General features: G+C 71.1%; 22 protein-coding genes, 2 pseudogenes and 1 riboswitch. Of the genes and pseudogenes, 15 read left to right on the top strand and 9 right to left on the bottom strand.

Annotation, left to right across the window (positions count from 1 at the left end):
• Positions 1-155: 155 nt before the first annotated feature.
• The 6 genes from ACFYU9_RS26100 to ACFYU9_RS26075 all read right to left on the bottom strand — a co-directional run bounded on the left by ACFYU9_RS26100 (position 156) and on the right by ACFYU9_RS26075 (position 7,506).
• Entirely contained in the window at positions 156-1,034 is an 879-nt protein-coding gene (locus ACFYU9_RS26100; protein WP_389346229.1) for an anchored repeat-type ABC transporter permease subunit, read from the bottom strand.
• Positions 1,031-1,786, bottom strand: coding sequence for an anchored repeat-type ABC transporter ATP-binding subunit (locus ACFYU9_RS26095; RefSeq protein ID WP_389346228.1), 756 nt, complete (start codon positions 1,784-1,786; stop codon positions 1,031-1,033). The genes ACFYU9_RS26100 and ACFYU9_RS26095 overlap by 4 nt, the downstream gene beginning before the upstream one ends.
• Positions 1,783-3,429: a TIGR03773 family transporter-associated surface protein gene (locus tag ACFYU9_RS26090; protein ID WP_389346227.1), complete on the bottom strand. Its 1,647-nt coding sequence runs from the start codon at positions 3,427-3,429 to the stop codon at positions 1,783-1,785. The genes ACFYU9_RS26095 and ACFYU9_RS26090 overlap by 4 nt, the downstream gene beginning before the upstream one ends.
• Positions 3,426-4,970: an anchored repeat ABC transporter, substrate-binding protein gene (locus ACFYU9_RS26085; protein WP_389346226.1), complete on the bottom strand. Its 1,545-nt coding sequence runs from the start codon at positions 4,968-4,970 to the stop codon at positions 3,426-3,428. Before ACFYU9_RS26085 ends, ACFYU9_RS26090 begins: the two co-directional genes overlap by 4 nt.
• A 79-nt stretch (positions 4,971-5,049) precedes the next feature.
• Entirely contained in the window at positions 5,050-6,771 is a 1,722-nt protein-coding gene (locus ACFYU9_RS26080) for a choice-of-anchor M domain-containing protein (RefSeq protein WP_389346225.1), read from the bottom strand.
• A 75-nt stretch (positions 6,772-6,846) separates the two neighbouring features.
• Positions 6,847-7,506 (bottom strand): choice-of-anchor M domain-containing protein, encoded by a 660-nt coding sequence (locus tag ACFYU9_RS26075; RefSeq protein ID WP_389346224.1) that lies wholly within the window; start codon positions 7,504-7,506, stop codon positions 6,847-6,849.
• Positions 7,507-7,708: 202 nt separating this feature from the next.
• Here ACFYU9_RS26075 and ACFYU9_RS26070 point away from each other — a divergent pair, with 202 nt between their 5' ends.
• The 9 genes from ACFYU9_RS26070 (at position 7,709) to ACFYU9_RS26030 (ending at position 14,164) form a co-directional block, all read left to right on the top strand.
• Positions 7,709-8,197 carry a Fur family transcriptional regulator gene (locus tag ACFYU9_RS26070; protein ID WP_389346223.1) on the top strand — a complete coding sequence of 163 codons (489 nt, stop codon included), beginning with the start codon at positions 7,709-7,711 and terminating at the stop codon, positions 8,195-8,197.
• On the top strand, positions 8,140-8,415 hold the full coding sequence (locus ACFYU9_RS26065) for a hypothetical protein (RefSeq protein ID WP_389346222.1): 276 nt from the start codon (positions 8,140-8,142) through the stop codon (positions 8,413-8,415). Before ACFYU9_RS26070 ends, ACFYU9_RS26065 begins: the two co-directional genes overlap by 58 nt.
• 9 nt (positions 8,416-8,424) lie before the next feature.
• Positions 8,425-9,474, top strand: coding sequence for a CobW family GTP-binding protein (locus ACFYU9_RS26060; RefSeq protein WP_389346221.1), 1,050 nt, complete (start codon positions 8,425-8,427; stop codon positions 9,472-9,474).
• Positions 9,471-10,496, top strand: a complete 1,026-nt coding sequence (locus ACFYU9_RS26055) for a WD40 repeat domain-containing protein (RefSeq protein WP_389346220.1) — start codon at positions 9,471-9,473, stop codon at positions 10,494-10,496. Before ACFYU9_RS26060 ends, ACFYU9_RS26055 begins: the two co-directional genes overlap by 4 nt.
• Positions 10,493-10,900 (top strand): (2Fe-2S) ferredoxin domain-containing protein, encoded by a 408-nt coding sequence (locus ACFYU9_RS26050; RefSeq protein ID WP_389346219.1) that lies wholly within the window; start codon positions 10,493-10,495, stop codon positions 10,898-10,900. The genes ACFYU9_RS26055 and ACFYU9_RS26050 overlap by 4 nt, the downstream gene beginning before the upstream one ends.
• A complete protein-coding gene (locus ACFYU9_RS26045; RefSeq protein WP_389346218.1) occupies positions 10,887-11,249 on the top strand; it encodes an ArsR/SmtB family transcription factor in 363 nt (120 codons plus the stop codon). The genes ACFYU9_RS26050 and ACFYU9_RS26045 overlap by 14 nt, the downstream gene beginning before the upstream one ends.
• Before the next feature lie 205 nt (positions 11,250-11,454).
• On the top strand, positions 11,455-12,396 hold the full coding sequence (locus ACFYU9_RS26040; protein WP_389346217.1) for a metal ABC transporter solute-binding protein, Zn/Mn family: 942 nt from the start codon (positions 11,455-11,457) through the stop codon (positions 12,394-12,396).
• 11 nt (positions 12,397-12,407) lie between these two features.
• A complete protein-coding gene (locus tag ACFYU9_RS26035; protein WP_389346216.1) occupies positions 12,408-13,277 on the top strand; it encodes a metal ABC transporter ATP-binding protein in 870 nt (289 codons plus the stop codon).
• Complete coding sequence (locus tag ACFYU9_RS26030; RefSeq protein ID WP_389346215.1) at positions 13,274-14,164, top strand: metal ABC transporter permease; 891 nt, start codon at positions 13,274-13,276, stop codon at positions 14,162-14,164. Before ACFYU9_RS26035 ends, ACFYU9_RS26030 begins: the two co-directional genes overlap by 4 nt.
• Before the next feature lie 542 nt (positions 14,165-14,706).
• Here the strand turns inward: ACFYU9_RS26030 and ACFYU9_RS26025 are convergent.
• Positions 14,707-16,116 (bottom strand): short-chain fatty acyl-CoA regulator family protein, encoded by a 1,410-nt coding sequence (locus ACFYU9_RS26025; protein WP_389346214.1) that lies wholly within the window; start codon positions 16,114-16,116, stop codon positions 14,707-14,709.
• A gap of 365 nt (positions 16,117-16,481) precedes the next feature.
• On the opposite strand from ACFYU9_RS26025, the pseudogene aceA reads away from it, so the two are divergent.
• The 5 genes and pseudogenes from aceA (at position 16,482) to folP (ending at position 24,197) form a co-directional block, all read left to right on the top strand.
• Positions 16,482-17,766, top strand: a pseudogene (gene aceA, locus ACFYU9_RS26020) (isocitrate lyase).
• A gap of 96 nt (positions 17,767-17,862) precedes the next feature.
• Positions 17,863-19,458 carry a malate synthase A gene (gene aceB / locus ACFYU9_RS26015; protein WP_389346213.1) on the top strand — a complete coding sequence of 532 codons (1,596 nt, stop codon included), beginning with the start codon at positions 17,863-17,865 and terminating at the stop codon, positions 19,456-19,458.
• Positions 19,455-20,339 (top strand): 3-hydroxybutyryl-CoA dehydrogenase, encoded by an 885-nt coding sequence (locus tag ACFYU9_RS26010; protein ID WP_389346212.1) that lies wholly within the window; start codon positions 19,455-19,457, stop codon positions 20,337-20,339. Before aceB ends, ACFYU9_RS26010 begins: the two co-directional genes overlap by 4 nt.
• A 197-nt stretch (positions 20,340-20,536) precedes the next feature.
• Positions 20,537-20,731, top strand: a riboswitch (cobalamin riboswitch).
• Positions 20,732-20,906: 175 nt separating this feature from the next.
• Positions 20,907-23,225 (top strand): 5-methyltetrahydropteroyltriglutamate--homocysteine S-methyltransferase, encoded by a 2,319-nt coding sequence (gene metE, locus ACFYU9_RS26005; protein ID WP_389346211.1) that lies wholly within the window; start codon positions 20,907-20,909, stop codon positions 23,223-23,225.
• Positions 23,226-23,345: 120 nt separating this feature from the next.
• Positions 23,346-24,197 carry a dihydropteroate synthase gene (gene folP / locus ACFYU9_RS26000; protein WP_389346210.1) on the top strand — a complete coding sequence of 284 codons (852 nt, stop codon included), beginning with the start codon at positions 23,346-23,348 and terminating at the stop codon, positions 24,195-24,197.
• An 85-nt stretch (positions 24,198-24,282) separates the two neighbouring features.
• Here the strand turns inward: folP and ACFYU9_RS25995 are convergent, their stop codons facing one another.
• Entirely contained in the window at positions 24,283-24,657 is a 375-nt protein-coding gene (locus ACFYU9_RS25995) for a CbtA family protein (protein WP_389346209.1), read from the bottom strand.
• Positions 24,658-24,781, bottom strand: a pseudogene (locus ACFYU9_RS25990) (CbtB-domain containing protein); the annotation flags it as partial.
• Between the two features lie 257 nt (positions 24,782-25,038).
• On the opposite strand from ACFYU9_RS25990, the gene ACFYU9_RS25985 reads away from it, so the two are divergent.
• Positions 25,039-26,322: an MFS transporter gene (locus tag ACFYU9_RS25985; RefSeq protein WP_389346208.1), complete on the top strand. Its 1,284-nt coding sequence runs from the start codon at positions 25,039-25,041 to the stop codon at positions 26,320-26,322.
• Positions 26,323-26,329: the final 7 nt, after the last annotated feature.

Genomic DNA, 26,329 nt, shown 5'->3' with positions numbered 1-26,329 from the left:
GGTGTGGGGCTCGCGGTGCCCCCGGGGGGGGGTGGGGGGGTTGTTTTTTTACCGCCCTACTAAACTTTAAACAACGGCCCCCCCCCCCCCCGCGGGGGGGGCGCCCCCCCCCCGCCCCCCCCCCCACTCTCGTTCGTTCATCTCCCGTCCGCCGCCTACCCGGTCGCCTCCGGCACAGGCAGCGCCGCGGGCGCCGCGCGGCGGCGGGCGCGTGCCAGGAGGCCGTGCCTGGGGGCGAGGCCCCAGGTGAGGGCGAAGAGCCCGGTGAGGACGACGACGATGGAGCCGCCGGCCGCCAGGTCGTACGCGTACGAGACGTACAGCCCGCCCAGGGTGCCGGCGCAGCCGATTCCGGAGGCCAGCAGGGTCATGACACCGAGCCGGTCGGTGAGCATGCGCGCGGTCGCGGCGGGGGTGATGAGCAGCGCGAGCACCAGGATGTTGCCGACCGCCTCGAGCGACATGACGATCGTCGTCGTCACCACGATGTAGAGGAGCAGGTCGAGGCCGAAGACCGGCAGGCCGGCGGCGCGGGCCGTCTCGCGGTCCAGGGACACGGCGACAAGTTCCTTGCGCAGGAGGAGGACGACGGTGACGAGAACGGCGCCGAGTCCCGCCACCGTCCACACGTCCTCGGGGCCGACGGCGAGGACCTGGCCGAAGAGGAAGGAGGACAGGTCGGTGGTCCAGCTGTCGCGGGTGGAGACGAGGACGATGCCGAGGCCGAAGGCGAACGCGAAGAACACCCCGATGACGGTGTCCTCCTTCAGCCGCCGGTTCTGGGAGACGAAGGCGATGAGGACGGCGGTGGTGATGCCGGCGGCCGCGCCGCCGAGCAGCAGGTTGCCCTCCAGGGCGTAGGCGAGGGCGACGCCGGGGAACGCGGAGTGGGCCACGGCGTCGCCGATGAAGGCCATGCCCCGCAGGACGACGAAGACACCGACGACCCCGCAGACGAGGCCGGTGATCGCGGCGACCGCGAAGGCGCGCTGCATGAAGGGCAGTTCCCACGGGCCGAGCAGGAAGTCGATCACGCCGCCGCCTCCGCCGCTCCCGAAGCGCCCGCCCGGTCCAGCCCGAAGGCCTGGAGCATCCGGTCCCGGTCGGACAGCAGCTCCGGACCGCCCTCCGCGACCACCGTCCGGTTGAGCAGGACGACACGGGTACAGGTACGGGCGGCGGCCGCCAGATCGTGCGTGGTCATCAGCAGGGCCGTTCCGTCCTCGGCCAGCCGGCCGAACAGGTCGTTCAGGAGCTCCTGCGTGGGGACGTCGACGCCGGTGAACGGTTCGTCCAGAAGCAGGATGCGCGGCTCAGCGGCCAGGGCACGGGCCACGAGGACGCGCTGCCGCTGGCCGCCCGACAACTCGCCGATGGGTCTGCGCCGCAGGTCGGTGAGACCGGTGAGTTCCAGTGCCCTCTCCACGGCGGCGTGGTCCGCCGCCGCTGGTCTGCGCAGCCAGCCGATGCGCCGGGTACGGCCGGACAGGACGGCGCCCGCGATGTCGACGGGGAAGTCCCAGGCGAACTCGTGGCGCTGGGGCACGTAGCCGATCAGGCGCCGCGCCTCCGACACGGGCTGCCCAGCCACCAGGACGCGGCCGGCCGACAGTGGGGTCAGGCCGAGGACGGCGCGCAGCAGGGTCGTCTTGCCGGCGCCGTTGGGTCCGATCAGCCCGACCAGTTCGCCCGCGCCGACGGAGAGGTGAGCGTCCTGGAGTGCGATGCGGCCGCCGAGGGCGACGGTGACCCCATCTGCCCGCAGGGCGGGATCGCTGTCGCTCATGCCCGCGCTCCGTTGCGCTGGTCCCTGCGGCGGTTGAACACGACCAGGGCGGCACCGGCGGCGGCGAGAGCCACGGCACCGATCCCCATGAGCGCCACGTCTCCGGCACCGGTACTGGCCATGGAGCCCGAGGGGTCCTTGTTGTCCCCCACGCTGTTGCCGCTTCCACCGGACGCGGTCGTGCCGACGCCGCCGCTGGAGTCCGGCTGGTCGCCCGTACCCGAGGAAGACCCTCCGGACCCGGAACCGGCGCTCCCGCTGACGGACCCGCCGCCCGGCGGGTTTCCAGAACCCCCCTCTGCCGTGTCGCCGACCACGAACGTGAGCGTCTCCGTGTCGGTCGAGGCCGAGCCGTTCGCCAGGGTCCCGGTCATGGAGACGGTGAGCCGGTGGACGCCTTCGCTGCTGAAGGCCCAGCCGCCGTGGGCGTGCGTGTTGGCCGGGACATCGATGGAGTCCGGCACGCCGTCCTTGCTGTTGAACAGGACGTTCGCGCCCGACAGTCCGTCGTACGTGTACAGGGCGAAGCCGCCGGGTCCCTCGACCTTCGCCAGGGCGAACTTCACGCCGCCCTTGAGGGCGCCCGCCTCGACGTTGTCGGTGGACCACCCCGGCCACAGCAGGTCCTCCTGCTGGACCTGGTCGAGCAGCCAGACCGGCGCGCCGGCCTGGCCCAGGAAGGAGAAGGCGTTCCCGGCCGGGATCTGCTTCTTCGCGGCCGGCTTGACGTGGAGCACCACGGAGGACGGCTCGCGCCAGGTGGTCTTCCCTGCGACGGTGCCGTCCTTGACCTGGATCTGCAGTTTCCCGTCGACGACCCGTGCGGCGATGTCGATGTGCCCTTCCTCAAGCACCTTCTTCTCCGCGGCGGCCTTCGTCGTGTCGGCTGTCTCCGCCGTCGTCATGGCGCCGACCGACTCCGTGCCGGACTCTGCGGCGGCCAGGGCCGGGGCGCGCCCGGCGGCGGGCGGGATGACGGTCCGGAACCACCCGGGGGCGACGCCGTAATCGCCCTCGACGGGCGGCGCCGGCTCGGTCGTGGGCGGAGAGGAGGGAGGCGGCGTGGCCAGGGCGTCGTCGCCGACGCGTACCGTCAGCGTGGTCGTCCGGCGGACCGGATCCGTGTCCGCCGCGGTGGGGGCGAGGGTGAGCAGGTACGACCCTGGGGCAGTGAACGCCCAGCGGGCCACGTGCGACAGTGCGGTGCCTGCGGGGCGAGACGGGATCGGGTAGCCGTCCGCGGGCCAGCCGTCGGCACTGCCGCTGTGCGCCAGCAGCTCGGTGGCCGCCTCGTCCCCCGAGCGGTGGATGACGAGGGCTCCGGGACCTTCGATGCCCGTGAGGGTCAGTCCGGCGGTGTCGGCGGGCTCCTCGATGTCCCACACCTTCTCTCCGGGCTCGCCCAGGAAGGCGTGCGCGACAGCGTCCGGTACGACCACCAGATGGCTGTCGTCGATGGCGACCGACGGACCGGTGACCGGTGCATCAGGTGTGGCAGGGGCTTCGGGCGCCGCCGTCGTGGCCGTACCGGGCTCGTCGGGTGTCGCGGCGGCCGCCGCGGTGGGGGCCAGCAGCAGGACCGTACCGAGGGCGGAGCCCAGGGCTATCCGGCCCGCCGCCCCCTTCTTCCGTAGGCTCGTCATCGGGTCGTGCTTCCCTTTCCGCCCAGGCAGCGGGCGAGTTCGTCGGCGTTGTGGCGCATCATCCCGACGTAGTCGTGGACCTTGTCGTCGAAGGAGTCGCCGTAGATCGTGCAGAGACCGACGCCCTCGTCCTGGGCCACCCGGCGCAGGATGTCGGCGCGTGCGGCGAGATTGGGTTCGAGGAAGACGGCCGGGACCTTCTTCTCCCGGATGGTGCGGCGCAGCTGCTCGACCTCGGCCGCGCTCGGCTCCTGGCTCGGTACGGGGACGACGAAGCCTGCGACCTCCATCCCGTATGCCTGGGCGAGGTAGCCGAAGGCGTCGTGCGTGGTGATGAGCTTGCGGTGGGCCGCGGGGACGGTCGCCAGGGTGGTGGCGACGTTCTTGTGGAGGCCGGCGAGCGTGCGCAGGTACGCCTCGCTGTTGCGCTCGTAGACGGCCTTGCCCGCCGGGTCGGCCTTGGCGAGTTCGGACTCGATGCGGCGGACGTACGCCTCGGCGTTGGAGACGTCGCCCCAGGCGTGCGGGTCCAGGTCGCCGTGGACGTGCTTGCCGATGACGGCCTGCGGCAGGACCCAGATGTCCTGGCCGACGGCGCCGAGGAAGCGGTACTGCTGCTCCTTGGGCACCTTCCGCTTCGCGCGGTCGGGGACGTTCAGCGCGACGGCCGTGCCGGGTGTGCGCACCCGCTCGCCGGTGGCCTTGTCGTCGGTCCGTACGTAGACGGACTTCTGCCGGGCGTTGAGGGTGAGGTCGGCGTGTCCCCCGTCGAGGGTCCTGCGGCCCTGGGCCGCCTTGTTGTGCGCGGCGCCTCCGACGGTGAAGGTGACGGTGCCCTGCCCGGCGTCGGTGGTCGTTCCGTCCAGGGCCTCGACCCGGCCGCGTACGGTCAGTTCGTACGTACCGGGCTTGGTGAAGACCCAGTTGACGTGGGTGTGTGCCTCGGGCGGCAGGGTGAAGGAGTCCTTGGCGTCGAGGCCGTCGGCCGAGTCGATGTAGCTGGTGGGGTTGCCGAGGGTGTCGGTGAGGTAGACGTGCAGGTCGCCCGGGCCGGTGAGCTTCACGGCGCTGGTACGGACATGGGCGCCCTCGCCTGCGACCTCGCCCTCCACGGCCCAGCCGAGCCACAGCACGTCGAGCCCGAGGTCCTCCTCCAGCTTCATGACGTGGCCGCCGAACTGCTCCAACTCGGCGGCGAGCTCGACCTTCGGCGCGCCCTTGCGGGCGTTGTTGTGGATCATCTTGATGATGCCGGGCTCTTCGAGGAGCAGCCCGTTCGAGAAGACGACGTCGGCCCGGGCCACCCTGGCCGTGTCGCTCGGGCTGGGCTCGTAGGAGTGCGGGTCGCCGTGGTGCGGCACGATCGAGGTGACGTCGACGCGTTCGCCGCCGACCTGGCGCACCAGGTCGGCGATGATACCGGTGGTCGTCGAGACCGTCAGGGCGGCGTCGGAGGCGCCGGGGCCGCGGCCGGAGCAGCCGGCCAGCAGCAGGGCACCGGCCAGTGCGAGGGCGGTTCTTCGTGGTGCGGTGGTGCGCACGACGGTAACTCCTTGGTGGGTACGGAGGACCGGCTCCGGGGGCGGGGAGGGAACTGCTGTGGACCCCCGGAGCCGGTGGTCAGGGGGCGAGGTCGGACGGGTCCGAGCGACGGCGGCGTGCGGCCACGAAGGCCACCGCTCCGGCGCAGACCGCGCCGATCGCCAGGCCGACGGGCAGCAGGGCGCCGGCGCCGGTGGAGGCCAGGCGGCCGCCGGTCGGCCCACCGGTGACCTGGCCGCCGTTCCCGGAGTCGCCGCCCGTTCGCGGGGTCTCTGTGGCCGTCGGGTTGTCCGTGCCATGGGGTGTCGGTGCGGACGAAGACGGGGACGGATCCGGCTCCGGCTGGGACGCGGTCGGAGTGGTGGTCGGGGTGGTGGTCGGAGTCCCGCTGGACGGGGCGGTCGTAGGGGCGGTGGGCTCAGTGCCCTGCCCCGGCTTCACCGTCGCGGGGTCGACGGCCCCGACCGCCCACGCGATCGTCGCCGTGTCGCTGGTCTTCGTGCCGTCGGTGAGGGTGGCTGCGACGGTGAACCTCGTGCGGTAGACGCCTTCCTTCGTGAAGGCCCACGCGGAGTGGGAGTGGCTGCCGGCGGTGTGCTCGAACGCGTCGGGCAGCCCGTCGCCGCTGTTGATGAGGACAGTGCTGTCCATCGAGTTGTCGTTGACGACGGCGAGGGTGCCGGGGCCCTGGAGCGAGTCGAGCCGGTAGGTGATCCGGCCCCTGACCTGGGAGGCGGGGAAGCCTTCGGTGCTCCAGCCGGGCCAGACGAGTCCGGCGAGCTGGCTGGACGGAAGCCACCAGACGGGGTCTCCGGGGGCGCCGAGGAAGGCGTACGCCTCGCTGAGACGGCGCTTGGCGGCGGGTCTGACGTGGATGACGACGTCGTCGGGCTCGTGCCACCGCGGGTTCTGGAGCGTGCCGTCCTTGATCTGGAAGGCGAGCTTTCCGCCCTCTCCCGGCCGCGCGGCCAGGTCGATGTGTCCGTCGTCGATGACGTACGCGGCTGGCGCCGTCGCAGTCGGCGTCGGCGTCGGGGCGGACGAGGAGGGGGTGGCGGTGGGTGTGGGTGTGGCTGTCGGGGTGCTGCCGTCACCGGGTCGTACCTGCGTGGGGTCCGTGGACCCCACGGCGACGGCGAGGGTCTCGGTGTCGCTGACCTTGCTCCCGTCGGCCAGGGTCGCGCTGACGGTGAGGGTGAGCCGGTGGACTCCTTCGGCGGCGAACCCCCACGTGGGGGCGAACCGCTCCGTCCCCTGGGGCAGCACGAAGGAGCGGTATGTGGGCTCGTCGCTGTTGAGGTGCTGGACGGGCTCCTGGTCGGACCACTCCATCTCTTCGGTGAAGGTGTAGAGCGCGAACCGTCCCTCCCCCTGGGTCCGGTCGAGCGCGACCTCGACCGATCGCGCACCGGCCAGACCTGTCCAGCCGGGTGTCAGGGCGAAGACGTCCTTCGCGTGACGGCCGTTCAGGAACCATCCGTACAGTCCGTCGCCCAGGACCGGATTGACGGGCGAAAGGATCGACTCCTTCGCCTCGGGCACGACATGCAGCACCACGTCAGACGGCTCGCGCACCACCGTTCCGTTGCCGGTGCGGTCGGCGATCCGCAGATCCAGCCGCCCGTCGGCGAGCTGCGGCACGAAGTCGATGTCGCCCTGGGCCAGTACGACGGCGCCGCTTCCGGCATGGGCGGTCCCGCTGCCCGCGGCGACCAGTCCGGCGGCTGCGGCGAGCAGCGCGGCGGCCAGGGTGGCGGCGGTCGCCGCGACGGCGCGCCGGCCGTGTGTCAGGACGCTCATGGTCCTGCCTCCTTGCCAAGGCGGTGACCCGCCCGCGCGGCGGGCACGGGCGGGTCACCGCGGTCCGGTCGCCGGTCAGCTGGTGACGGTGATGGTGTACGTGTCGGTGGCCGACTTGGTCACGCCGCCGACGGTGCCGGTGACGGTGAAGGTCACCTTGTAGGTGCCGGGCTCCTCGAAGGCCCAGTTGGCGTGGTCGTGGGCACCGACGGCGACCGTCTTGGTCTTGTACGAGGTGGTGGTGCCGCTGTCGTAGTAGCGGTCGACGGTCGAGCCGTTGACCTTGTAGACGCTGAAGTCGTCGGTGGCGGCGCCGTCGCGGGTCACCGTGCCGAGCTTGTACTGCACGGTGTCGTTGGCGAACACGCCGGTGGCCAGGTGCTCGGTGGAGATGCCGGGCCACAGGATGTTCTTGGCGGTCGCCGCGGCCTGGTCCTGCGGCAGGACCCAGACCTGGGCGCCGGTGCCGAGGAAGGCGTACTGCGTGCCGGTCGGGCGCGCGATCTTGGCGGCGGCCGGCACGGAGAGCACCACGTCGGCCGGGTTGTACTCGACCGCGTTCGTCTCGTCGTGCACGTGCAGCGTGAGCGCAGCGCCGTCCCAGTCCGCGTCCACGACGTCGACGTGACCGGTGGACAGCGTGGTCGCGGCGAACGCGGAGCTGTTGAGCCCGGCCACGGCGAGCACGGTGGCGGCAACGCCGGTGACGGTCATCAGGCGCTTACGGGTATGCAAGGGACCCCCCATGGGTCATGTCCATGGCTTTCATGGATGTGGGGACGATAATCATTTTCGTTTACTGGTCGCAACCCCCTCACCGACGCTCACCCCCCTCGCCCCCACCCAGGGCAGCGCACGGCGATGACCTACATGGACATGGATTTCATTTTCATCTAGTTTGGTGGCGACCCTGCACGAGCCATGAGGGGTGATGCGCATGGGTGGCCGGATGACCCGGCAGCGCCGATCGGTCACGGGCACCCTTGCGGGCTGCCAGGACTTCGTATCGGCCCGGGAGTTGTACGACCTGCTGCTGAAGAGTGACCAGACGATCGGCCTGACCACCGTCTACCGCGCACTGCGCGACCTGGAGACGGACGGCCGTGTCGACGTCGTACGCGACGAGACGAACGGGCGGCTGTACCGGCTGCGCCCCGCCGACGGGCACCGCCACTACCTGATGTGCCGCGCCTGCGGCAGCAGCCGGCCGGTGGACTCCGACATCGTCGAGGAGTGGGCGGGCCGGATCGCCGCCGACACCGGCTTCGCCGCGGTGGAGCACATCGTCGAACTCACCGGCGTCTGCGCCGACTGCCTGCCTCGCACGGCCGGACCCCGGCCGCACCGGGACGAAGGAGAAGAACCACGATGCCACTGGGATCTCGCCCCGGGCAGCCCGAACCCGGTCCGCGACTGCGCGAGCTGAAGGAGACCGTGCGCGCCCTGCTCGGCCTCGACGACGACACCGCCGTCATGGTCCGTCAGCTCGGCTGTACCGAACCGGACTGTCCGCCGCTGGAGACGGTCGTCGCCGTGCTGCCGATGGAGGGCGAGGCCCGCCGCTGGACCCTGCACCGCCCCGCCGACCGCATCACCGAGGCCGGCCTGCGAGCCGCCCTGCTCGCCCCTGAACAACACGACTAGGAGACCGACTTGACCACCTCGGAGAACCCCGGAACCCGCGATGTCGGGGCGCCCCCGCACCAAGTCGGGAGGAAGATCCCCGTCACCGTGCTCACCGGCTTCCTCGGCTCCGGCAAGACCACCCTCCTCAACCGCATCCTGACCGAGAACCACGGCCTCAGGATCGCCGTCATCGAGAACGAGTTCGGTGAGGTCGGCATCGACGACGCCCTCGTCCTCGACGCCGAGGAAGAGATCTTCGAGATGAACAACGGCTGCATCTGCTGCACCGTCCGCGGAGACCTGATCCGCATCCTCGGCGCTCTGATGCGCCGGCGGGAGAAGTTCGACCACATCCTCATCGAGACCACCGGACTCGCCGACCCGGCGCCGGTCGCCCAGACCTTCTTCATGGACGACGAGATCGCCTCCCAGCTGCGCCTGGACGCGATCGTCACCCTCGTCGACGCCGCGCACGTCCTCCAGCACCTGGACGAGGTGAAGCCGGAGGGGGTGGAGAACGAGGCCGTCGAGCAGATCGCCTTCGCCGACCGCGTCGTGCTCAACAAGACCGACCTGGTCGACGAGAAGACCATCGCAGAGGTCGAGGCCCGCGTGCGGTCGATCAACGCCCCGGTGCGGATCCTGCGCGCCCGGCACGCCGAGATCGACCTGCGGCAGGTCCTCGACGTCGGCGCGTTCGACCTGGAGCGGGTGCTCGCCGACGACCCCGCCTTCCTCACCGAGACCGAGCACCAGCACGACGCCACCATCACCTCGGTCGGCATCGAGCTGGCCGGAGAACTCGACGAGGACCGGCTCAACGCCTGGCTCGGCACCCTGCTGCGCACCAAGGGCATCGACCTCTTCCGCTCCAAGGGCATCCTCGCCATCGCGGGAGCGCCCAGGCAGTACGTCTTCCAGGGCGTGCACATGCTGCTTGACGGCACCTTCGCACGCGACTGGGGACAGGACGAACCCCGCACGAACAAGCTGGTGTTCATCGGCCGCGACCTCGACCGCGAAGCCCTCGAACGCGGTTTCGCCGAATGCCTGACCACGGCTGGAGTGGCAGCGTGAGCACGACGGTGGAGTCCCCGCCCGCCTGGGAGGCCGGCATCGACGACGCACCCGTGGCGCTCAGCGCGCAGGGCGATCTGCTCGCCGTCGCGGGCGCCGAAGGAACCGTGAAGGTCTTCGACGCGGCGAGCGGCGCCGAGAGGGGATCGTTCCACCTCCCCGGAGGTGCGCTCAAGGTCGCGCTCGCCCCGGACGCCGGGCACCTGGTGGCGACCGGCCCCCTGGGATACGCGCTGTGGCGCCGCTCCGACGGACGTACGACCGTACGGGAGCCCGGCGCATGGTCGGCCGCGGCCGCCTGGGCCGACGACACAAGGGTCGCGGTCGGTTCCGGCCGCCTCGCGCTCGTACTGGACACGGACGGCGACGAGTTGTGGCGTACGGAGCCCGCCGCGTCCACCGTCACCGACGTCACCTGGATGCGGCAGGGACGGCGCCTGGCCGTGGCGGCGTACGGGGCCGTCCGCTGCCACGAGCGCCACACCGAGAAGCCGGTCGCCACCTACCCCTACGTCGGTTCGCACCTCGCGCTCGCCGTCGCACCCACCGGGCGGTGGATCTGCAGCGGCAACCAGGACGCGTCCATCCACATCTGGCGCGCCCGCGACGGAGGCGAACTGACCATGTCCGGCTATCCGGAGAAGGTCTCCCGGCTCGCCTTCGACGACACCGGTTTCTGGCTGGCCGCCGACGGAGCACCCGACGTGACGGTGTGGGACTTCTCCGGGAAGGGGCCGGCGGGCACGGCACCGCGTTCGCTGCGCTGCCACGAGACGGTCACCGCGCTCGCCTGGCGACCGGGCACGGCGGGGCACCTCGCGAGCGGCGGCGCAGACGGAACCGTAGCCCTGTGGCACGCCACCGCCGGACGGCCCCAGGCGCGCCTGCGGCCGGTGCGCGAACTGGACGGTACGGACGCGGCGGTCGCGGCGCTCGCCTGGGCAGACTCCCACGTGCTGGCCGTCGCGTGGCGGGACGGGCGGATCCGGACGTACGACCTGCCGTCCCGGACCATGCTGTGAACCGCTCCGTGATCCGGGCGGCCGTTCCCCGCCCGTGCGCCCTCGTCGTATGCCGGGGCTGCTGCTGCGGCAACCCACGCAAACACCCCGGCACCGACCACGCCTGGCAACTGGACCGGCTGCGCGCGGGTGCGGCGGAGCATGGCTTCCAGTTCCGAACGACGGACTGCCTCGGTCCCTGCGACCAGGCCAACGTCATCGTCGTCCAGCCCTCCACCGCCGGGCGCAGGGCCGGGGGCCGCGCCGTCTGGGTGGGCTTCGCGATGGGCGACGACTGCACCGACGACCTGCTGCGCTGGGCGGCGGAGGGCGGACCCGGCATCGCCGAACCGCCCGCCGCCCTGGCCCTCCAGCTCATCCGGCCACCGCGCGAGGCCCGTGGCCGCGGCCGTGCACGCCGATGATCCCGGCGCCGGCGGCCGCGACGTCCTCGCGGCCGCCCGGCTCGACGAGGCCACCGCCGCCTCCGTCGCCGCGACGCTCCAGGCCCTGGCCACACCGTCGCGCCTGCTGATCCTCACCACTCTGCGACAACGCCCGTACCCGGTCGGCGAACTCGCCTCCGCCGTCGGCATGGGACAGTCCGCCGTCTCCCATCAGCTGCGCCTGTTGCGTGCCCTCGGCCTGGTCAGCGGCCGCCGCGAAGGCCGCCGCATCGTCTACAGCCTGTACGACGACCACGTCGCCCACCTCCTCGACCAGGCCGTCCACCACATCGAGTACCTGCGCCTCGGCGTGCGCGACCACGGCTGATGCACATCTCCGCCACCACGGCCGAGTTCGGCCCACCGGTCGGCGTCCGTGCCGGCGAGCGCGTCAACAATTGGCAACGATTTTCACATGGATCGGATTCGGCCATGGCATTGACATTCATTTTCATCTAGCGTGATCGCGCCCGGCTCGCTCCGGACGCCCGCTCATGCAGAGCACCCCAACCAACCCCCACAGTGGAGGACCCATGCCCCCGAACCCGTCCCGCCGTCTGGCCCTGATAGCCGGCTCCCCCCTGGCTCTTGCCCTTCTGGCGGGCTGCGGCAGCCCGTCGGGCTCCGGAAGCGACAAAAACGCTCCGAGCCCGGCCTCCGCCTCCACGATTCCGGTGGTCACCTCGACCAACGTGTACGGCGACATCACGAAGCAGATCGGTGGCGACCGTGTCGAGGTCACCTCCGTCATCAGCGATCCCAGCCAGGACCCGCACTCCTACGAGGCCAACACCCAGAACCAGCTGGCCCTGTCCAAGGCGAAGGTCGTCGTCGAGAACGGCGGCGGCTACGACGATTTCATCGACCGCATGCTGAAGGGCGGCGGCAACACGTCCGCCGAGGTGATCAACGCCGTCAAGGTCTCCGGAAGGACCGCCCCCCAGGGCGGTGAGCTCAACGAGCACGTCTGGTACGACTTCCCCACCGTTGCCAAGATCGCTGACAGCATCGCCGCCGCCCTGGGCAAGGCCGACCCGGCGAACGCCGCCGCCTTCACCAAGAACGCGGAGACCTTCAAGGCGAAGGTGAAGTCCCTTGAGGCGAAGGAAGCGCAGATCAAGAAGGACCACGGCGGCGACGCGGTGGCCATCACCGAGCCCGTGCCGCTGTACGTGATCGAGGCGAGCGGTCTGGTCAACAAGACGCCCAAGGAGTTCAGCGAGGCCATCGAGGAGGGCGACGACGTCTCCCCGAAGGTCCTGCAGGAAACGCTGGCGCTGTTCACCGGAAAGCAGGTCAAGGTACTGGTCTACAACGAGCAGACCTCCGGCCCTCAGACAGAGAAGGCCGAGCAGGCGTCCAAGACCGCAGGCATTCCCGTCGTCACCGTGACCGAGACCCTGCCCAAGGGCAAGGACTACCTCGGCTGGATGACCTCCAACCTCGACGCGCTCGCGAGCGCGCTGAACAAGTGAGGCAGCCGGGCATGGCCTCCGTGCCCCACGCACGCCAGGGCGGACGCCCGGACGGCGGCGCCGCGGCGATCAGCCTGCGCGGCGCCGCCCTGGCCTACGGCGACCGAACGGTGTGGAGCGGCCTCGACCTGGACGTGCGACCGGGCGAGTTCGTGGCCGTGCTCGGACCGAACGGCGCGGGCAAGACCAGCTTCGTCCGGGCCCTCCTCGGCCGGGAGCCGCTGTCCGCCGGAACCCTGACGGTTCTGGGCCGGCCACCCCGCACGGCCAGTCGGGACATCGGCTACATCCCCCAGCACGCCGCCCTGTCCGCGCAGGCGATGTTGCGCGCCCGCGACCTCGTCCGATTCGGCATCGACGGACACCGCTTCGGCCCGCGACTGCGCTCGGCCGCCGTCCGCCGCCGGGTGGACGAGATCCTGGAGTCCGTGGGGGCGTCGACGTATGCCGATGTCCCGCTCGGACTGCTGTCGGGCGGCGAACGCCAGCGCGTCCGCATAGGCCAGGCCCTGGCCACCGATCCACGCATCCTGCTCTGCGACGAACCCCTGCTCTCCCTCGACCTGCGCCACCAGCGGGCCGTCACCGAACTGGTGGACGCCCGGCGCCGCTCGCACGGCACGGCGGTGGTCTTCGTGACCCACGAGATCAACCCGGTCCTCGGTCTCGCGGACCGGGTGCTGTACCTGGCCGGCGGCGGCCATCGGGTCGGCACACCCGCACAGGTCCTGACCTCCGAATCGCTCTCCGCCTTGTACGGAACTCAGGTCGACGTCGTCCGCGTACACGGCCGGGTCGTGGTCGTGGGAGCACCCGACGAGCCGGCCACGCCTGCCCATCACCCCCGCCAGACCCGTGAGACCGACGGAGTACGCCCATGACACTCGCCGACGGGATCTGGCACCAGATCTTCAGCTTCGACAACTACGGCGAACTGCTGACCCTGGTCCGCAACTCGCTCATTGCCGGTGCCGCGCTGGGCCTCGTGGGCGGCCTGGCCGGGGTCTTCGTCGTCATGCGCGACCTGCCGTTCGCCGTGCACGGCATCAGCGAACTGTCCTTCGCGGGCGCCTCGGGCGCGCTCCTGCTGGGGACGAACATCGTGGCCGGCTCGATCACCGGCTCGCTCCTCGCCGCCGGCGCGATCGGCGTCCTGGGCGCGCGAGCCCGGGACCGCAACTCGGTGATCGGCATCATCATGCCGTTCGGCCTGGGCCTGGGCGTGCTCTTCCTGGCCCTCTACAAGGGCCGCGCGGCCAACAAGTTCGGCCTCCTCACAGGCCAGATCGTCGCCGTGGACACACCGCAGATGACCTGGCTGCTCGGCACCTCCGCCGTCGTACTCATCACCCTCGCGGTCATCTGGCGGCCGCTGACCTTCGCCAGCGCGGACCCCGACGTCGCCGAGGCCCGAGGGGTGCCGGTGCGCGGCCTGTCGATCGCCTTCATGCTCGTGCTCGGACTCGCGATCGCCCTGTCCGTGCAGGCAGTCGGCGCACTGCTCGTGCTGTCTCTGGTCGTCACCCCCGCCGCGGCAGCCGCCCGCGTCACCGCGTCACCGGTCCTGCTGCCGGTGCTCAGCGCGCTCTTCGCCGTGGTCTCGATCGAGGGCGGGATCCTGCTCGCCCTGGGCAGCAGCATCCCGATCAGCCCGTACGTCACCACGGTCTCGTTCACCCTCTACGTCGTCTGCCGCCTGGTGGGCGGCAACCGCGCACGACGGTGGGGTGCCAGAAGGTCGAGCTCTCCCCAGCTCGCCATGTCGTAGCCGATGTCTTCCCCGAGGAGGTCGGCCACCACGCCTTCCGCGAGCCTCCAGATCTGCAGGGGCCCTTCCGGATGACGACCGCGCTTCCCTCCGCCCTCCCGCACTCACCAGCAGGGGTCACCGAAAATGAGCCGCGACGGGGCACCACCAGACAAAGCCGGCTCCTTCATTGCGACCACCAAGCTACGTACGTCGGCCAAGGCTTGCGGCTGGAAGTACTGGGCGCCTGACCATCCGGCTCGGGGCATGCGGCCGGCGGACCTGACACGGTGGGTGCCGCTTGGCCGCCCGTGCAGGTCGGCGGCGAGATCGGCTCCGAGGCTCCGTACGGGAAGGTCTCAAGCCGTACCTGATGCCGAGCCGCCACGGCACACGCGGGCACCGGGCCAGCCCATCCGCGACGCCGCATCCCGGGCTACAGAATGTGGCCGGCCCCGGGCGTGGCCGGCCAGCGAGCGTTCCGCTGGCCTCCGACGGCTCAGACCGTCTCGTCGGTCTGGGTGAGTGACGGCGACGGCGTCGGGCGTCAGTCGCGGACTCGCTCAGGCAGGCGGCGGCACCTCGACCGGGTAGGGCACGAAGGTGCTGGTGTTCTGGTCGATGCGCAGGGGGCGGCCGAGGGGCGGTGCGGCGCGCTGCGGGCAGTCGAGACGTTCGCAGACACGGCAGCCCATGCCGATGGGGGTGGCGGCGGCGACGTTGTCCAGGTCCAGGCCGTCGGAGTACACGAGACGGTGCGCGTGGCGTAGTTCGCAGCCGAGACCGATCGCGAAGGTCTTGCCGGGCGCGCCCCAACCGGCGCCTTGCCGGGTGACGGTCCGGGCTGTCCACAGGTAGCGCTGCCCGTCGGGCATGGCCGCCACCTGGACCTGGATGCGGCCTGGGGCGGCGAACGCCTCATACACGTTCCACAGGGGGCAGGTGCCGCCGGCACGGGAGAAGTGGAAGCCGGTGGCGGACTGACGCTTGGACATGTTGCCCGCCCGGTCGACCCGGACGAAGGAGAACGGGACTCCGCGCAACCTGGGGCGCTGGAGGGTACTGAGGCGGTGGCAGATGGTCTCGTAGCCGAGGCCGAAGCGGTCGGTGAGCCGCTCGATGTCGTACCGGACCTCCTCCGCGGCTGTGTGGAAGGCCGTGTACGGGAGGATCAGCGCGGCCGCGAAGTAGTGGGCGACGCCGATGCGGGTCAGTCGGTGGGCGGGGCTGCCCGGTTCGAAGTCCTCCGTCGCCTGTGCGTCGAGGCCGTCCGCGTACTCCAGCAGGGCGAGTTGGGTCGCCATGCGGAAGGCGCGCTGTCCGGGGCGCAGACTCGGCGAGAGGTGGAGGGTGCGAGTGCCGGGCTCGAAGTGGTGGAGGCCCTCGGCGGTCTCGGAGGACAGGCGTACGCCGTGGTCCTCGGCGAGCCGGGCGGTCAGGGCCTGGGTGACATCCCCGGGCCTGATGCCGATGTCGGCGGCCAGGCGTTCCGCGGCGCGATCGGTGTCGTGGAGGTAGTTCTGCCGCCTGTAGAAGAAGTCGCGGATCTCCTCGTGGGGTGAGCGGGGAAGGTCGGGATCGGCGCCCCGAGGATCGGACGCGTCGGTGATCCGTTCCGCCAACTGCTGGTTGCGACGACCGAGATCGACGAGGACCTGGGCCACCTGTGGGAGTCGTGAAGCGAGGTCGGCCAGGTCGGAGGGGGCCACCCGGTCAGCGGCGATCTCCCCGGCCAGGGCCACTCGGAGGTCCGCGACCAGGCGGCTCGTGTCGCGCTCCGAGAAGAAGCCGGGGTCGACGCCGAACGCCTCGGTCAGACGGAGCAGCACCGGAACGGTCAGGGGCCGGGCGTCGTGTTCCAGCTGGTTCAGGTAGCTGGGCGAGATGGCCAGCTCCTTGGCGAACTGCGCCTGTTTCATCCCCCGGTCCTCACGCAGACGACGGAGCCGTGCTCCCGCGTATGCCTTCCCCACCCGTCACCTCCCGCTCGTACCTGCGCCTGCCAATGTACGCGGCGGGGAGCCTCGTTCGAGCTTGGCAAAGTTGGCAATCCATGCTGCTGAGATTCACAGAACTTGGCATGCGTCCACGATTGATGGCACTCGGTGCCAGTGCCAGAGTTCTGGGTGCGGCCCTCCGGACCGGACGGATCCAGACCGGATCTGCAGCCCGGCTCGTGCCCTGACGCCGAGAGCTCCGGTCCGTACTGGAGCGGCTGATTGCTCACCTCCACCTCCTGGACCGGAGGGCCGCACCCCTAGAACGACACGCAGTGCCAGTGACTTGTCCGAGACGGGCCGCATTGGCAATCGCGACAACCGAGGAGACGGTGAAGGTCATGACAGAGTCGACGAAGCGGGCAGCCGAGGACCTGGCCCGGCGTTGGGCGACGGACCCGCGCTGGAAGGGGATCGAGCGCACCTACTCCGCCGAGGACGTTGTCCGGCTCTCCGGCCGCGTCCGCGAGGAGCACACCCTCGCCCGGCGCGGCTCCGAACGGCTCTGGCGACAGCTGCACGAGCTGGACTACGTCCACGCCCTGGGTGCCCTCACCGGGGGGGCAGGCCGTGCAACAGGTGCGGGCCGGTCTCCAGGCGATCTACCTCTCCGGCTGGCAGGTGGCCGCCGATGCCAACCAGGCCGGTCACACCTATCCGGACCAGAGCCTCTACCCGGTGAACTCCGTCCCCCAGGTGGTCCGCCGCATCAACAACGCGCTGCTGCGGGCCGACCAGATCGCCTCCGCCGAGGGCGGCACGGACACCACGGACTGGCTGGCGCCAATCGTCGCCGACGCCGAGGCCGGCTTCGGCGGGCCGCTCAACGCCTTCGAGCTGACCAAGGCGATGATCGCGGCCGGCGCGGCGGGCATCCACTACGAGGACCAGCTCGCCTCCGAGAAGAAGTGCGGCCACCTGGGCGGCAAGGTCCTCGTGCCCACCGCCCAGCACATCCGGACCCTCAACGCGGCCCGTCTCGCCGCGGACATCGCCGACGTGCCGACCCTGATCGTCGCCCGCACGGACGCCCTCGCCGCGACCCTGCTCACCAGCGACATCGACGAGCGTGACGCTCCGTTCGTCACCGGCGAGCGGACCTCGGAGGGCTTCTACCACGTCCAGAACGGGATGGGCCCCGTCATCGCCCGAGGTCTTGCCTACGCCCCGTACGCCGACCTCATCTGGGTCGAGACCGGCACTCCCGACCTGGCACAGGCGCGCGAGTTCGCCGAGGCGCTGCACCGCGAGCACCCGGACAAGATGCTCGCGTACAACTGCTCGCCGTCGTTCAACTGGAAGGCGGCTCTGGACGATGACCAGATCGCCAAGTTCCAGCGCGAGCTCGGTGCCATGGGCTACAAGTTCCAGTTCATCACGCTGGCCGGTTTCCACTCCCTCAACCACGGCATGTTCGACCTGGCCCGCGGCTACGCCGAGCACGGCATGACCGCCTACGTCGACTTGCAGGAACGCGAGTTCGCCGCCCAGGCTCAGGGTTTCACCGCGGTCAAGCACCAGCGCGAGGTCGGCACCGGCTACTTCGACCTGGTCTCCACCGCCGTCAACCCCGCCTCCTCCACCACCGCGCTCACCGGCTCCACCGAGGAGGAGCAGTTCCACTAGGCCGCCGTCCCGGCCTGTGCGGGGCCGGGCGGTCCGGCTCGTCCGCCCGGCCCCGCACCACCCGCACGCTCCCCGCCCGCACCACAGGAGGGTTCCATGACCACCAGCGCACCGACCCGCCGCGTCCGTGTCCTCACCTCGGCGGGGGAACGCCACGAGGAGATCCTGACCCCCGCCGCGCTCGACTTCGTCGGCCGGCTCATCGACGCCTTCAGTGAACGCCGTCTCTGGGTTCTGAAGGAGCGTCGGCGCCGGGCCATCAGGCTCGCCACCGGGACCCCGCTCGACTTCCCCGTCACGACCGCCGCCGTTCGGGACGACCCGTCCTGGCGCGTCGCGCCGCCCGCGCCCGGACTCGCCGATCGCCGGGTCGAGATCACCGGCCCGCCCTCCGACCGCCGCATGGCCGTGAACGCGCTCAACTCCGGAGCCCGCGTCTGGATGGCCGACTTCGAGGACGCCACCGCGCCCACCTGGGACAACGTGATCGAGGGGCAGCTGACCCTGCTGGATGCGATCGAACGACGCATCGACTTCACGGCCGCCGGGGGCAAGGAGTACCGCCTCGGCCCGACCCCCGCCACCATCGTGGTCCGGCCCCGGGGCTGGCACCTGGAGGAACACCACCTGGAGTACGAGGGCAGGCCCGTCCCGGCGTCCCTCGTCGACTTCGGCCTGTACTTCTTCCACTGCGCCCAGCGCCAGATCGACGCCGGCCACGGCCCGTACTTCTATCTGCCCAAGCTGGAGAACGCCTACGAGGCGCGCCTCTGGAACGACGTCTTCCTGCTCGCACAGGAACTCCTGGACATCCCGCGGGGCACGGTCCGCGCCACCGTGCTCATCGAGACGATCACCGCCGCGTTCGAGATGGAGGAGATCCTCTACGAGCTCCGCGAGCACAGCTCCGGGCTCAACGCGGGCCGCTGGGACTACCTGTTCAGCCTGATCAAGACGTTCGGCCACCGCACCGACTTCCTCCTCCCCGACCGGGCCAGGGTCACGATGACAGCCCCCTTCATGCGGGCCTACACCGAGCTCCTCGTCCGCACGTGCCACCGGCGCGGCGCCCACGCCATCGGGGGCATGGCCGCCCAGGTGCCGAGCAAGGACCCGGAGTCCAACGCCGCCGCACTGGCCAAGGTACGGCTCGACAAAGAACGGGAGGCCGAGGACGGCTTCGACGGCTCCTGGGTCGCGCACCCCGGCCTCGTGTCGATCTGCCGCAGCGTCTTCGACATCGTCCTCGGCGACCGGCCTGATCAGATCCACCGGACCCGTGAGGACGTGGAGACCACGGCGGCCGACCTGCTCTCCGTACACCGGGTCAGCGGCCCGCCGACCGAGGAGGGTGTGCGGACCAACATCGCCGTTGCGCTGCGGTACTTCGACGCCTGGCTGCGGGGCCAGGGCGCCGTGGCCCTGTACGGGCTCATGGAGGACGCGGCCACCGCCGAGATCGCGCGTGTCCAGATCTGGCAGTGGCTGCGCCACCGGGTCGTCGACCGCGCCACCGTCGTCCGTCTCCTCGACCAGGAACTCGCCTCGCTCGGTGCCGAGCACCCGTGGGCGGACCTGGATGCGGTGCGTCGACTGTTCGACGAGACCGCGCTCGCCACCGAGCTTCCCTCGTTCTTCACTCCTTCCGCTTACGAGCGCCACCTCGTCCGGACCTCGCAGGCCCCGGCATGACGGCCGCCGACATGCGGCGCGTCGGTGTGGTGGGCGGCGGACAGATGGGGGCGGGCATCGCCGAGGTCTGTGCGCGTGCGGAACTCGACGTCCTCGTGTGCGAGACGGGCGCCCGGGCCGCCGCGGCGGCCCGCGAGCGGATCGCCGTCTCCCTCGAACGCGCCGTGCAGCGCGGCAAGCTCGACCGGATCTCCGCAGAGGCCTCGCTCGCCCGGATCGCCGTCACCGCCGACCTCACCGACCTGGAGGACCGCCAGCTGGTCGTGGAGGCGGTCGTCGAGGACACCGTCGCCAAGACCGAGGTGTTCGCCGCGCTCGACAAGATCGTCACCGATCCGGAGGCCATCCTCGCCACCAACACCTCCTCACTCCCCGTCATGCGCCTGGGCATGGCCACGGACCGGGCGGACCGCGTCGTGGGCCTGCACTTCTTCAACCCCGTGCCCGTCCTCCCCCTGGTGGAGGTCGTCACCACCCTGCACACCTCCCCCGCCGCCAAGCACGAGGTGACGGACTTCGCCACCCGGATTCTGGGCAAGTCCGTCGTCCACTCCACCGACCGGGCGGGCTTCATCGTCAACGCCCTGCTCGTCCCCTACCTCCTCTCGGCGATCCGGATGACCGAGTCCGGCTTCGCCTCCGCCGCCGACGTCGACCGCGGCATGGAACTGGGCTGCGCCCACCCGATGGGGCCGCTGCGGCTCGCCGATCTCATCGGACTCGACTCCGTCGCCTCGATCGCCGAGTCGCTGTACGAGGAGTTCAAGGAGCCCCTGTACGCCCCGCCACCGCTGCTCCAGCGGATGGTGGCAGCGGGCCTGCTCGGCCGCAAGAGCGGCAGGGGATTCCATGCATACGACCGGGGAGGAGAGCCCCGGTAGCCCAGTCCGACGACCCTGGGCGGCACCGCGGTTCACCGGGTGAGGGTCCGGTGGCCGGCGGGGAGGGCGGGAGGCGCTGAGGCGCCTCCCGCCCTCCAGCATGCCCTGCAAGCACCCGAAACAGGTCTCGATCCACGTTCCACAAGATGGACAACTCGCAGCGTTCGGCGGAACGGCCCCTTAGGGTGGCGGGTGCAGCTGGTTCGCCCCGTCCGCCAGGCGGGATGCGTCGTAAGAGGGAACCCGGTGGGAATCCGGGACTGCCCCGCAGCGGTGAGCGGGAACGACCGCCGTCATACGCACTGGGTCCGACGTACCGGACCTGGGAAGCGACGGCCAGTAGGAACCCTCCTGATGGAGGACGTGCCCGCGAGTCCGAAGACCTGCCCGCTGCCCGCACGCGGACGATTCCGCGCGCGGACATCCGGTGACCTCGAGGGCGGGTCGGCGCACATACCTGACGGACTACCGTGCCATGTCGCGCACGCGTTCCGTCCGGTCCGTCGCCCCTTCGCGTCCTCGTCCGGTCCCCGGACCTCAGGGATTCATCTCGCGAAGGAGATCTCCGTGACCACGAAGTCCGCAGCCGCGGCAGCACGACCCACCGTCCACGGCTACCCCCGCCAGGGACAGAACCGCCAACTCAAGAAGGCGATCGAGGGGTACTGGAAGGGCCGCGTCACCGCCGACGCCCTCCGGTCCACCGCCGCCGAACTGCGCAGGTCGAACTGGCGGCAGCTGGCCGAGGCCGGCATCCGCGAGGTGCCGACCGGCGACTTCTCGCTCTACGACCACGTCCTCGACACCACCATCATGGTCGGAGCGATCCCCGCACGGCATCGCGACGCCGTCGCCGCCGACGCGCTGGACGGCTACTTCGCCATGGCCCGAGGCACCCAGGACGTCGCTCCCCTGGAGATGACGAAGTGGTTCGACACCAATTACCACTACCTGGTGCCCGAGCTGGGCCCGGACACCGTCTTCTCGGCAGACTCCTCCCGACAGGTCGCGGAGCTGAAGGAAGCCCTCGCCCTGGGTCTGACGCCCCGTCCCGTCCTCGTCGGGCCCGTCACCTACCTCCTGCTCTCCAAGCCCGCCCCCGGCGTGGCCGCGGACTTCGACCCGCTGACCCTGCTCGACCGTCTCCTGCCGGTGTACGCGGAGGTCCTCGCCGACCTGCGTGCGGCCGACGCCGAGTGGGTCCAGCTCGACGAGCCCGCGCTCGTGCAGGACCGCACTCCGGCCGACCTGAACGCCGCCGCCCGCGCCTACCGCGACCTCGGCCGCCTCACCGACCGGCCCAAGCTGCTCGTCGCGTCCTACTTCGACCGGCTCGGCGACGCCCTGCCCGTCCTGGCCAAGGCACAGGTCGAAGGACTCGCGCTGGACTTCACCGGCCGGGCCGCCGCCAACCTGGACACCCTGGCCGCAGCCGGTGGGCTGCCCGGCAAGCGCCTGGTCGCGGGAGTGATCGACGGCCGCAACATCTGGATCAACGACCTGCACAAGTCCCTGGCCACCCTCGGCACCCTGCTCGGCCTCGCCGACCGGGTCGACGTCTCCGCCTCCTGCTCCCTGCTCCACGTGCCGCTGGACGCCGTCGCCGAAAAGGACATCGACCCGCAGGTCCTGCGCTGGCTGTCCTTCGCCCGCCAGAAGACCGCCGAGATCACAACGCTCGCCAAGGGCCTGGCACAGGGCACCGACACGATCACCGGCGAACTCGCCGCCAACCGGGCCGCCCTCGCCTCCCGCGCCAACTCCCCCATCACCCGCGCCCCCGCGGTCCGCGCCCGTACCGAGTCGGTCACCGCCAACGACGCCCGCCGCTCCCAGCCCTACTCCGAGCGGGCCGCCGCCCAGCGCGCCCACCTCGGCCTGCCACTCCTTCCGACCACCACCATCGGCTCCTTCCCGCAGACCACCGAACTGCGCACCGCCCGCGCAGACCTGCGGGCCGGCCGGATCGACACCGCCGCCTACGAGGACCGCATCAAGGCGGAGATCCAGGAGGTCGTCTCCTTCCAGGAGAAGACCGGACTCGACGTCCTGGTCCACGGCGAGCCCGAACGCAACGACATGGTCCAGTACTTCGCCGAGCAGCTGGACGGCTACCTCGCCACCCAGCACGGCTGGGTCCAGTCGTACGGCACCCGCTACGTCCGCCCGCCGATCCTCGCCGGCGACATCTCCCGCCCCGCGCCGATGACCGTGCGCTGGACCTCGTACGCCCAGTCCCTCACCACCAAGCCGGTCAAGGGCATGCTCACCGGGCCGGTCACCATGCTCGCCTGGTCCTTCGTCCGCGACGACCAGCCCCTCGCAGACACCGCCCGCCAGGTCGCACTCGCCCTGCGCGACGAGGTGAACGACCTCGAAGCAGCCGGCACGTCCGTCATCCAGGTCGACGAGCCCGCCCTGCGCGAAACCCTGCCGCTGCGGGCCGCCGACCACCCCGCCTACCTCGCCTGGGCCACCGAAGCCTTCCGGCTCAGCACCAGCGGCGTGCGGCCCGACACTCAGATCCACACCCACATGTGCTACGCGGAGTTCGGCGACATCGTCCAGGCCATCGACGACCTCGACGCCGACGTCATCAGCCTGGAGGCCGCCCGCTCCCACATGCAGGTCGCCCGCGAACTCGCGGCCCACGGCTACCCCCGCGAGGCCGGACCCGGCGTCTGGGACATCCACTCCCCGCGCGTACCGTCCACGGAGGAGGCCACGACCCTCCTCCGCAGGGGACTCGAAGCCATTCCCGCCGAGCGGCTCTGGGGCAACCCCGACTGCGGCTTGAAGACCCGCGGCTGGCCCGAGACCCGCGCCTCCCTGGAGAACCTCGTCGCCGCGGCCCGGGTGGTCCGGAACGAACTCTCCGCATCCTGATTCGTCACCTCGACACGGCAGGCCGGAGCGTGACGCTCCGGCCTGCCGGTGCTCAGCCAAGGGAATGCGATGAAACAAGCCCTTCTTCCCGGCCTACCGGACTGGCAGCGCTGTGGTGTCATGGGCATCGTCAACGTGACGCCGGATTCGTTCTCCGACGGAGGTCTCTGGCTCGACCCGGAGAAGGCGGTTGAACACGGCATCGACCTGGTCGAACGAGGCGCCGACCTCGTGGACGTCGGCGGCGAGTCGACACGGCCTGGTGCCGCACGGGTCACGACACAGGAGGAGCTTCGTCGTGTCCTCCCCGTCGTCCGCGGCCTGGTCGCGGACGGCGTGCCGGTGAGCATCGACACGATGCGGGCAGAGGTGGCCGAGGCCGCCGTGGCGGCCGGCGCCCGGCTGATCAACGATGTGAGCGGCGGCCTCGCCGATCCCTCCATGGCGGGCGTGGCCGCATGGACGGGGGTGCCGTTCGTGGTCATGCACTGGCGCGGTCCGTCGGCGGCGATGGATGGATTCGCCGGCTACGAGGACGTCGTGCGCGAGGTCGTCGGCGAGGTGGAGCGGCGGATGGACGCCGTGGGTGCCCAGGGAGTGGATCCGGAACAGATCATCCTTGATCCGGGGCTCGGGTTCGCCAAGAGCCGGGCCGACGACTGGGCGCTGCTCGGCGGGCTCGACGCCTTCGCGCGGCTCGGTCGGCCTGTGCTGATGGGCGCCTCCCGCAAACGCTTCCTGGGCACCCTGCTCGCCGACCCGACCACGGGGGCGCCCCGGCCGGCGCGTGCGCGCGACGCGGCGACGGCAGCCGTGGCGACACTGGTGGCCGCACAGGGCGCCTGGGCTGTCCGGGTTCATGACGTGGCCTCGTCCGCCGACGCCGTCCGTGTCGCCGCCGCCGTGACGCCTACCGCGAGATCGTCATCTGGTCGGGTGGGCCCATCGGCATGGGCCGGGAGGGTCGGCTGAGTTCGATGCTCCCTGCGATGGCAGAAGCCCTGCCGTCCCGGGTCTCCGGGGCGGCAGGACTCTCTGGGTGGCTGCGGTGTGTGGATCAGCCGAGGGCCGACGCCGGCTGCGGCGCCGCTGCCGCCGTACCCGCGGGGTGGGTGCGGTGGGCCAGGAGCCGCCCGAGGATGATCGCGCCGACGCCGAGCAGGACGCTGAGCAGGATCATCAGGAAGAACAGCGTGGTGCGCTGGCCGATCGTGTCGGGGTTGCCGACGGCCGGCGGGAACGGCACCAGGTAGACGAGTGCGAGCGCGCCGGCGGCGGTGAGGGCCGCTGTCACCCGGGGGCTGAACCGGCCGGCGCGGCCGAGGACGAAGGAGAGCGCGAGGGAGGCGAACAGTCCGGCGATCAGGCCCGTGAGCGTGCCGCGGACCAGCAGACCTCTGACAGTGGAGGCGTACATGATGTGCGTGGCCACTCAGTGGCAGGGGAAGCCGAGCAGGTGGCGGCCGTCGTGCACCCATTCGTGCAAGTCGGTGCCCGCGAACACGGAGGTGGCGCCCTGTTCGGCACACGAAGTACAGGGCCACGAGCATCAGGACCTACGCCCGCGTATCGCCCGTCGCCCGCGCGGCGGTGCGAATCCTCACCAGGGATGCGCCGGAGCCCGCGCCGGTGGTGCCGAGTGCACAGAGCTATGCAAACCGGGGTGCAGTGTGTCGTACCCAAGAACGGCCCGGATCGCGACAGTGGAGCACCACCGTCGACCGACAAGGACAATGACATGCCGGAGTTGACGACCGCTCAGCGACGAGCACGCGGAGCCGCCGCCGTAGGTGTAGGCGCAGTCGCCACGGTCATGATCCGACGCAGCACCCGGAGGCGCGGCGAGTCGCTCGGTCGTCACGCACTGCCCGGAAGCACGAACGAGACCACACGAGCGGCCGCGACGACGGCGGCGCCGCGCGTCGAGGAGCACGCGAAGAGTCGGTGGATGGTCTTCCTCGCCTACGGCCTCCTGGCCGCCGCGTCCCAGGCGCTCTTCGTGAACTACGCGCCCGTGACGGAGGACGCCGCGCGGCACTTCGGCGTCTCCATCGGCGAGATCGGCTGGCTGTCCCAGGTCTTCCCGCTGGTCTACGTCCTCCTTGCCGTCCCCGCCGGCATCGCGCTCGACCGGTTCCTCCGTCCGGCCCTCGTGGTCGGCGCGGTGCTCACGGCGTCAGGAGCGTTCCTGAGACTGGTTGCCGACGACTTCACCTGGGCGTTCATCGGACAGGCCGTCGCTGCCGCAGGACAGCCCTTCGTCCTGAACGCCATACCGGGTCTCGCCGTGGGCTACCTCGCCAAGAGGCACCGCGCCCCCGGAATCGCCGCCGCGTCCTCCGCCACGTTCGCCGGCATGGTCCTGGGCTACCTGCTGGGCGCGCTTCTGCCCGGCGAGAACCACATCCGCACCCTCACCCTCATCACCGCCCTGATCGCCATGGACGCCGGGCTGTGTCTCGTCGCGGCACTGCGCTTCCCGCCGCGGGCGCGCCCCGAGTACGCACCCGCGACCAGTGGGCTCCGGGCCTTTCGCGCGGCACTCGGCAATCGCTACGTACGACGTCTGTGCGCGGTCGTCGCCATCCCGATGGGTACGTTCATCGCCCTCGCGACGTTCGTGCAACCGCTGTTGGCGCCGGCGGGAGTTTCGGAATCCACCGCCGGTCTGATCCTCGCGCTGACCATGATCGCCGGTGTGATCGGCTGCGCCGTCGTGCCGGTCTGGGCGGACCGATGCGGCCGCGAGGTTCAGGTCATGGGTGCGGCGATCGCTTTCACCGCCGCGGCCTGCCTCCATCTCGTCCTGGTCCCGAGCACGCCCATGGCCTTCCTCATGCTCCTCGGGACGGGCTTCGTGCTGCTCCCGGCTCTTCCCATCGTGCTCTCCCTGAGCGAGCGGCACGCGCCCGAGGCCGAGAGCACGGCGGCCGGCCTCATCTGGATGGCGGGCAATCTGGGAGGAGTGCTGCTGGCGGCGGCCGTCGGACTGCTCGTCACCCGCCCCGCGATCGCGTTCGCGGTCCTGTCAGCCGCCACCCTGCTCGCTCTCCCGGCACTCCACTGGTTCAGGAGGCTCGACACCACGGCCTCGTGAGGTGAGC

The sequence above is a fragment of the Streptomyces sp. NPDC004327 genome, assembly GCF_042873935.1.
GTDB lineage: Bacteria > Actinomycetota > Actinomycetes > Streptomycetales > Streptomycetaceae > Streptomyces.
The sequence above is the reverse complement of the archived record's forward strand: the minus strand, read 5'-3'. Positions and strand labels throughout refer to the sequence as shown.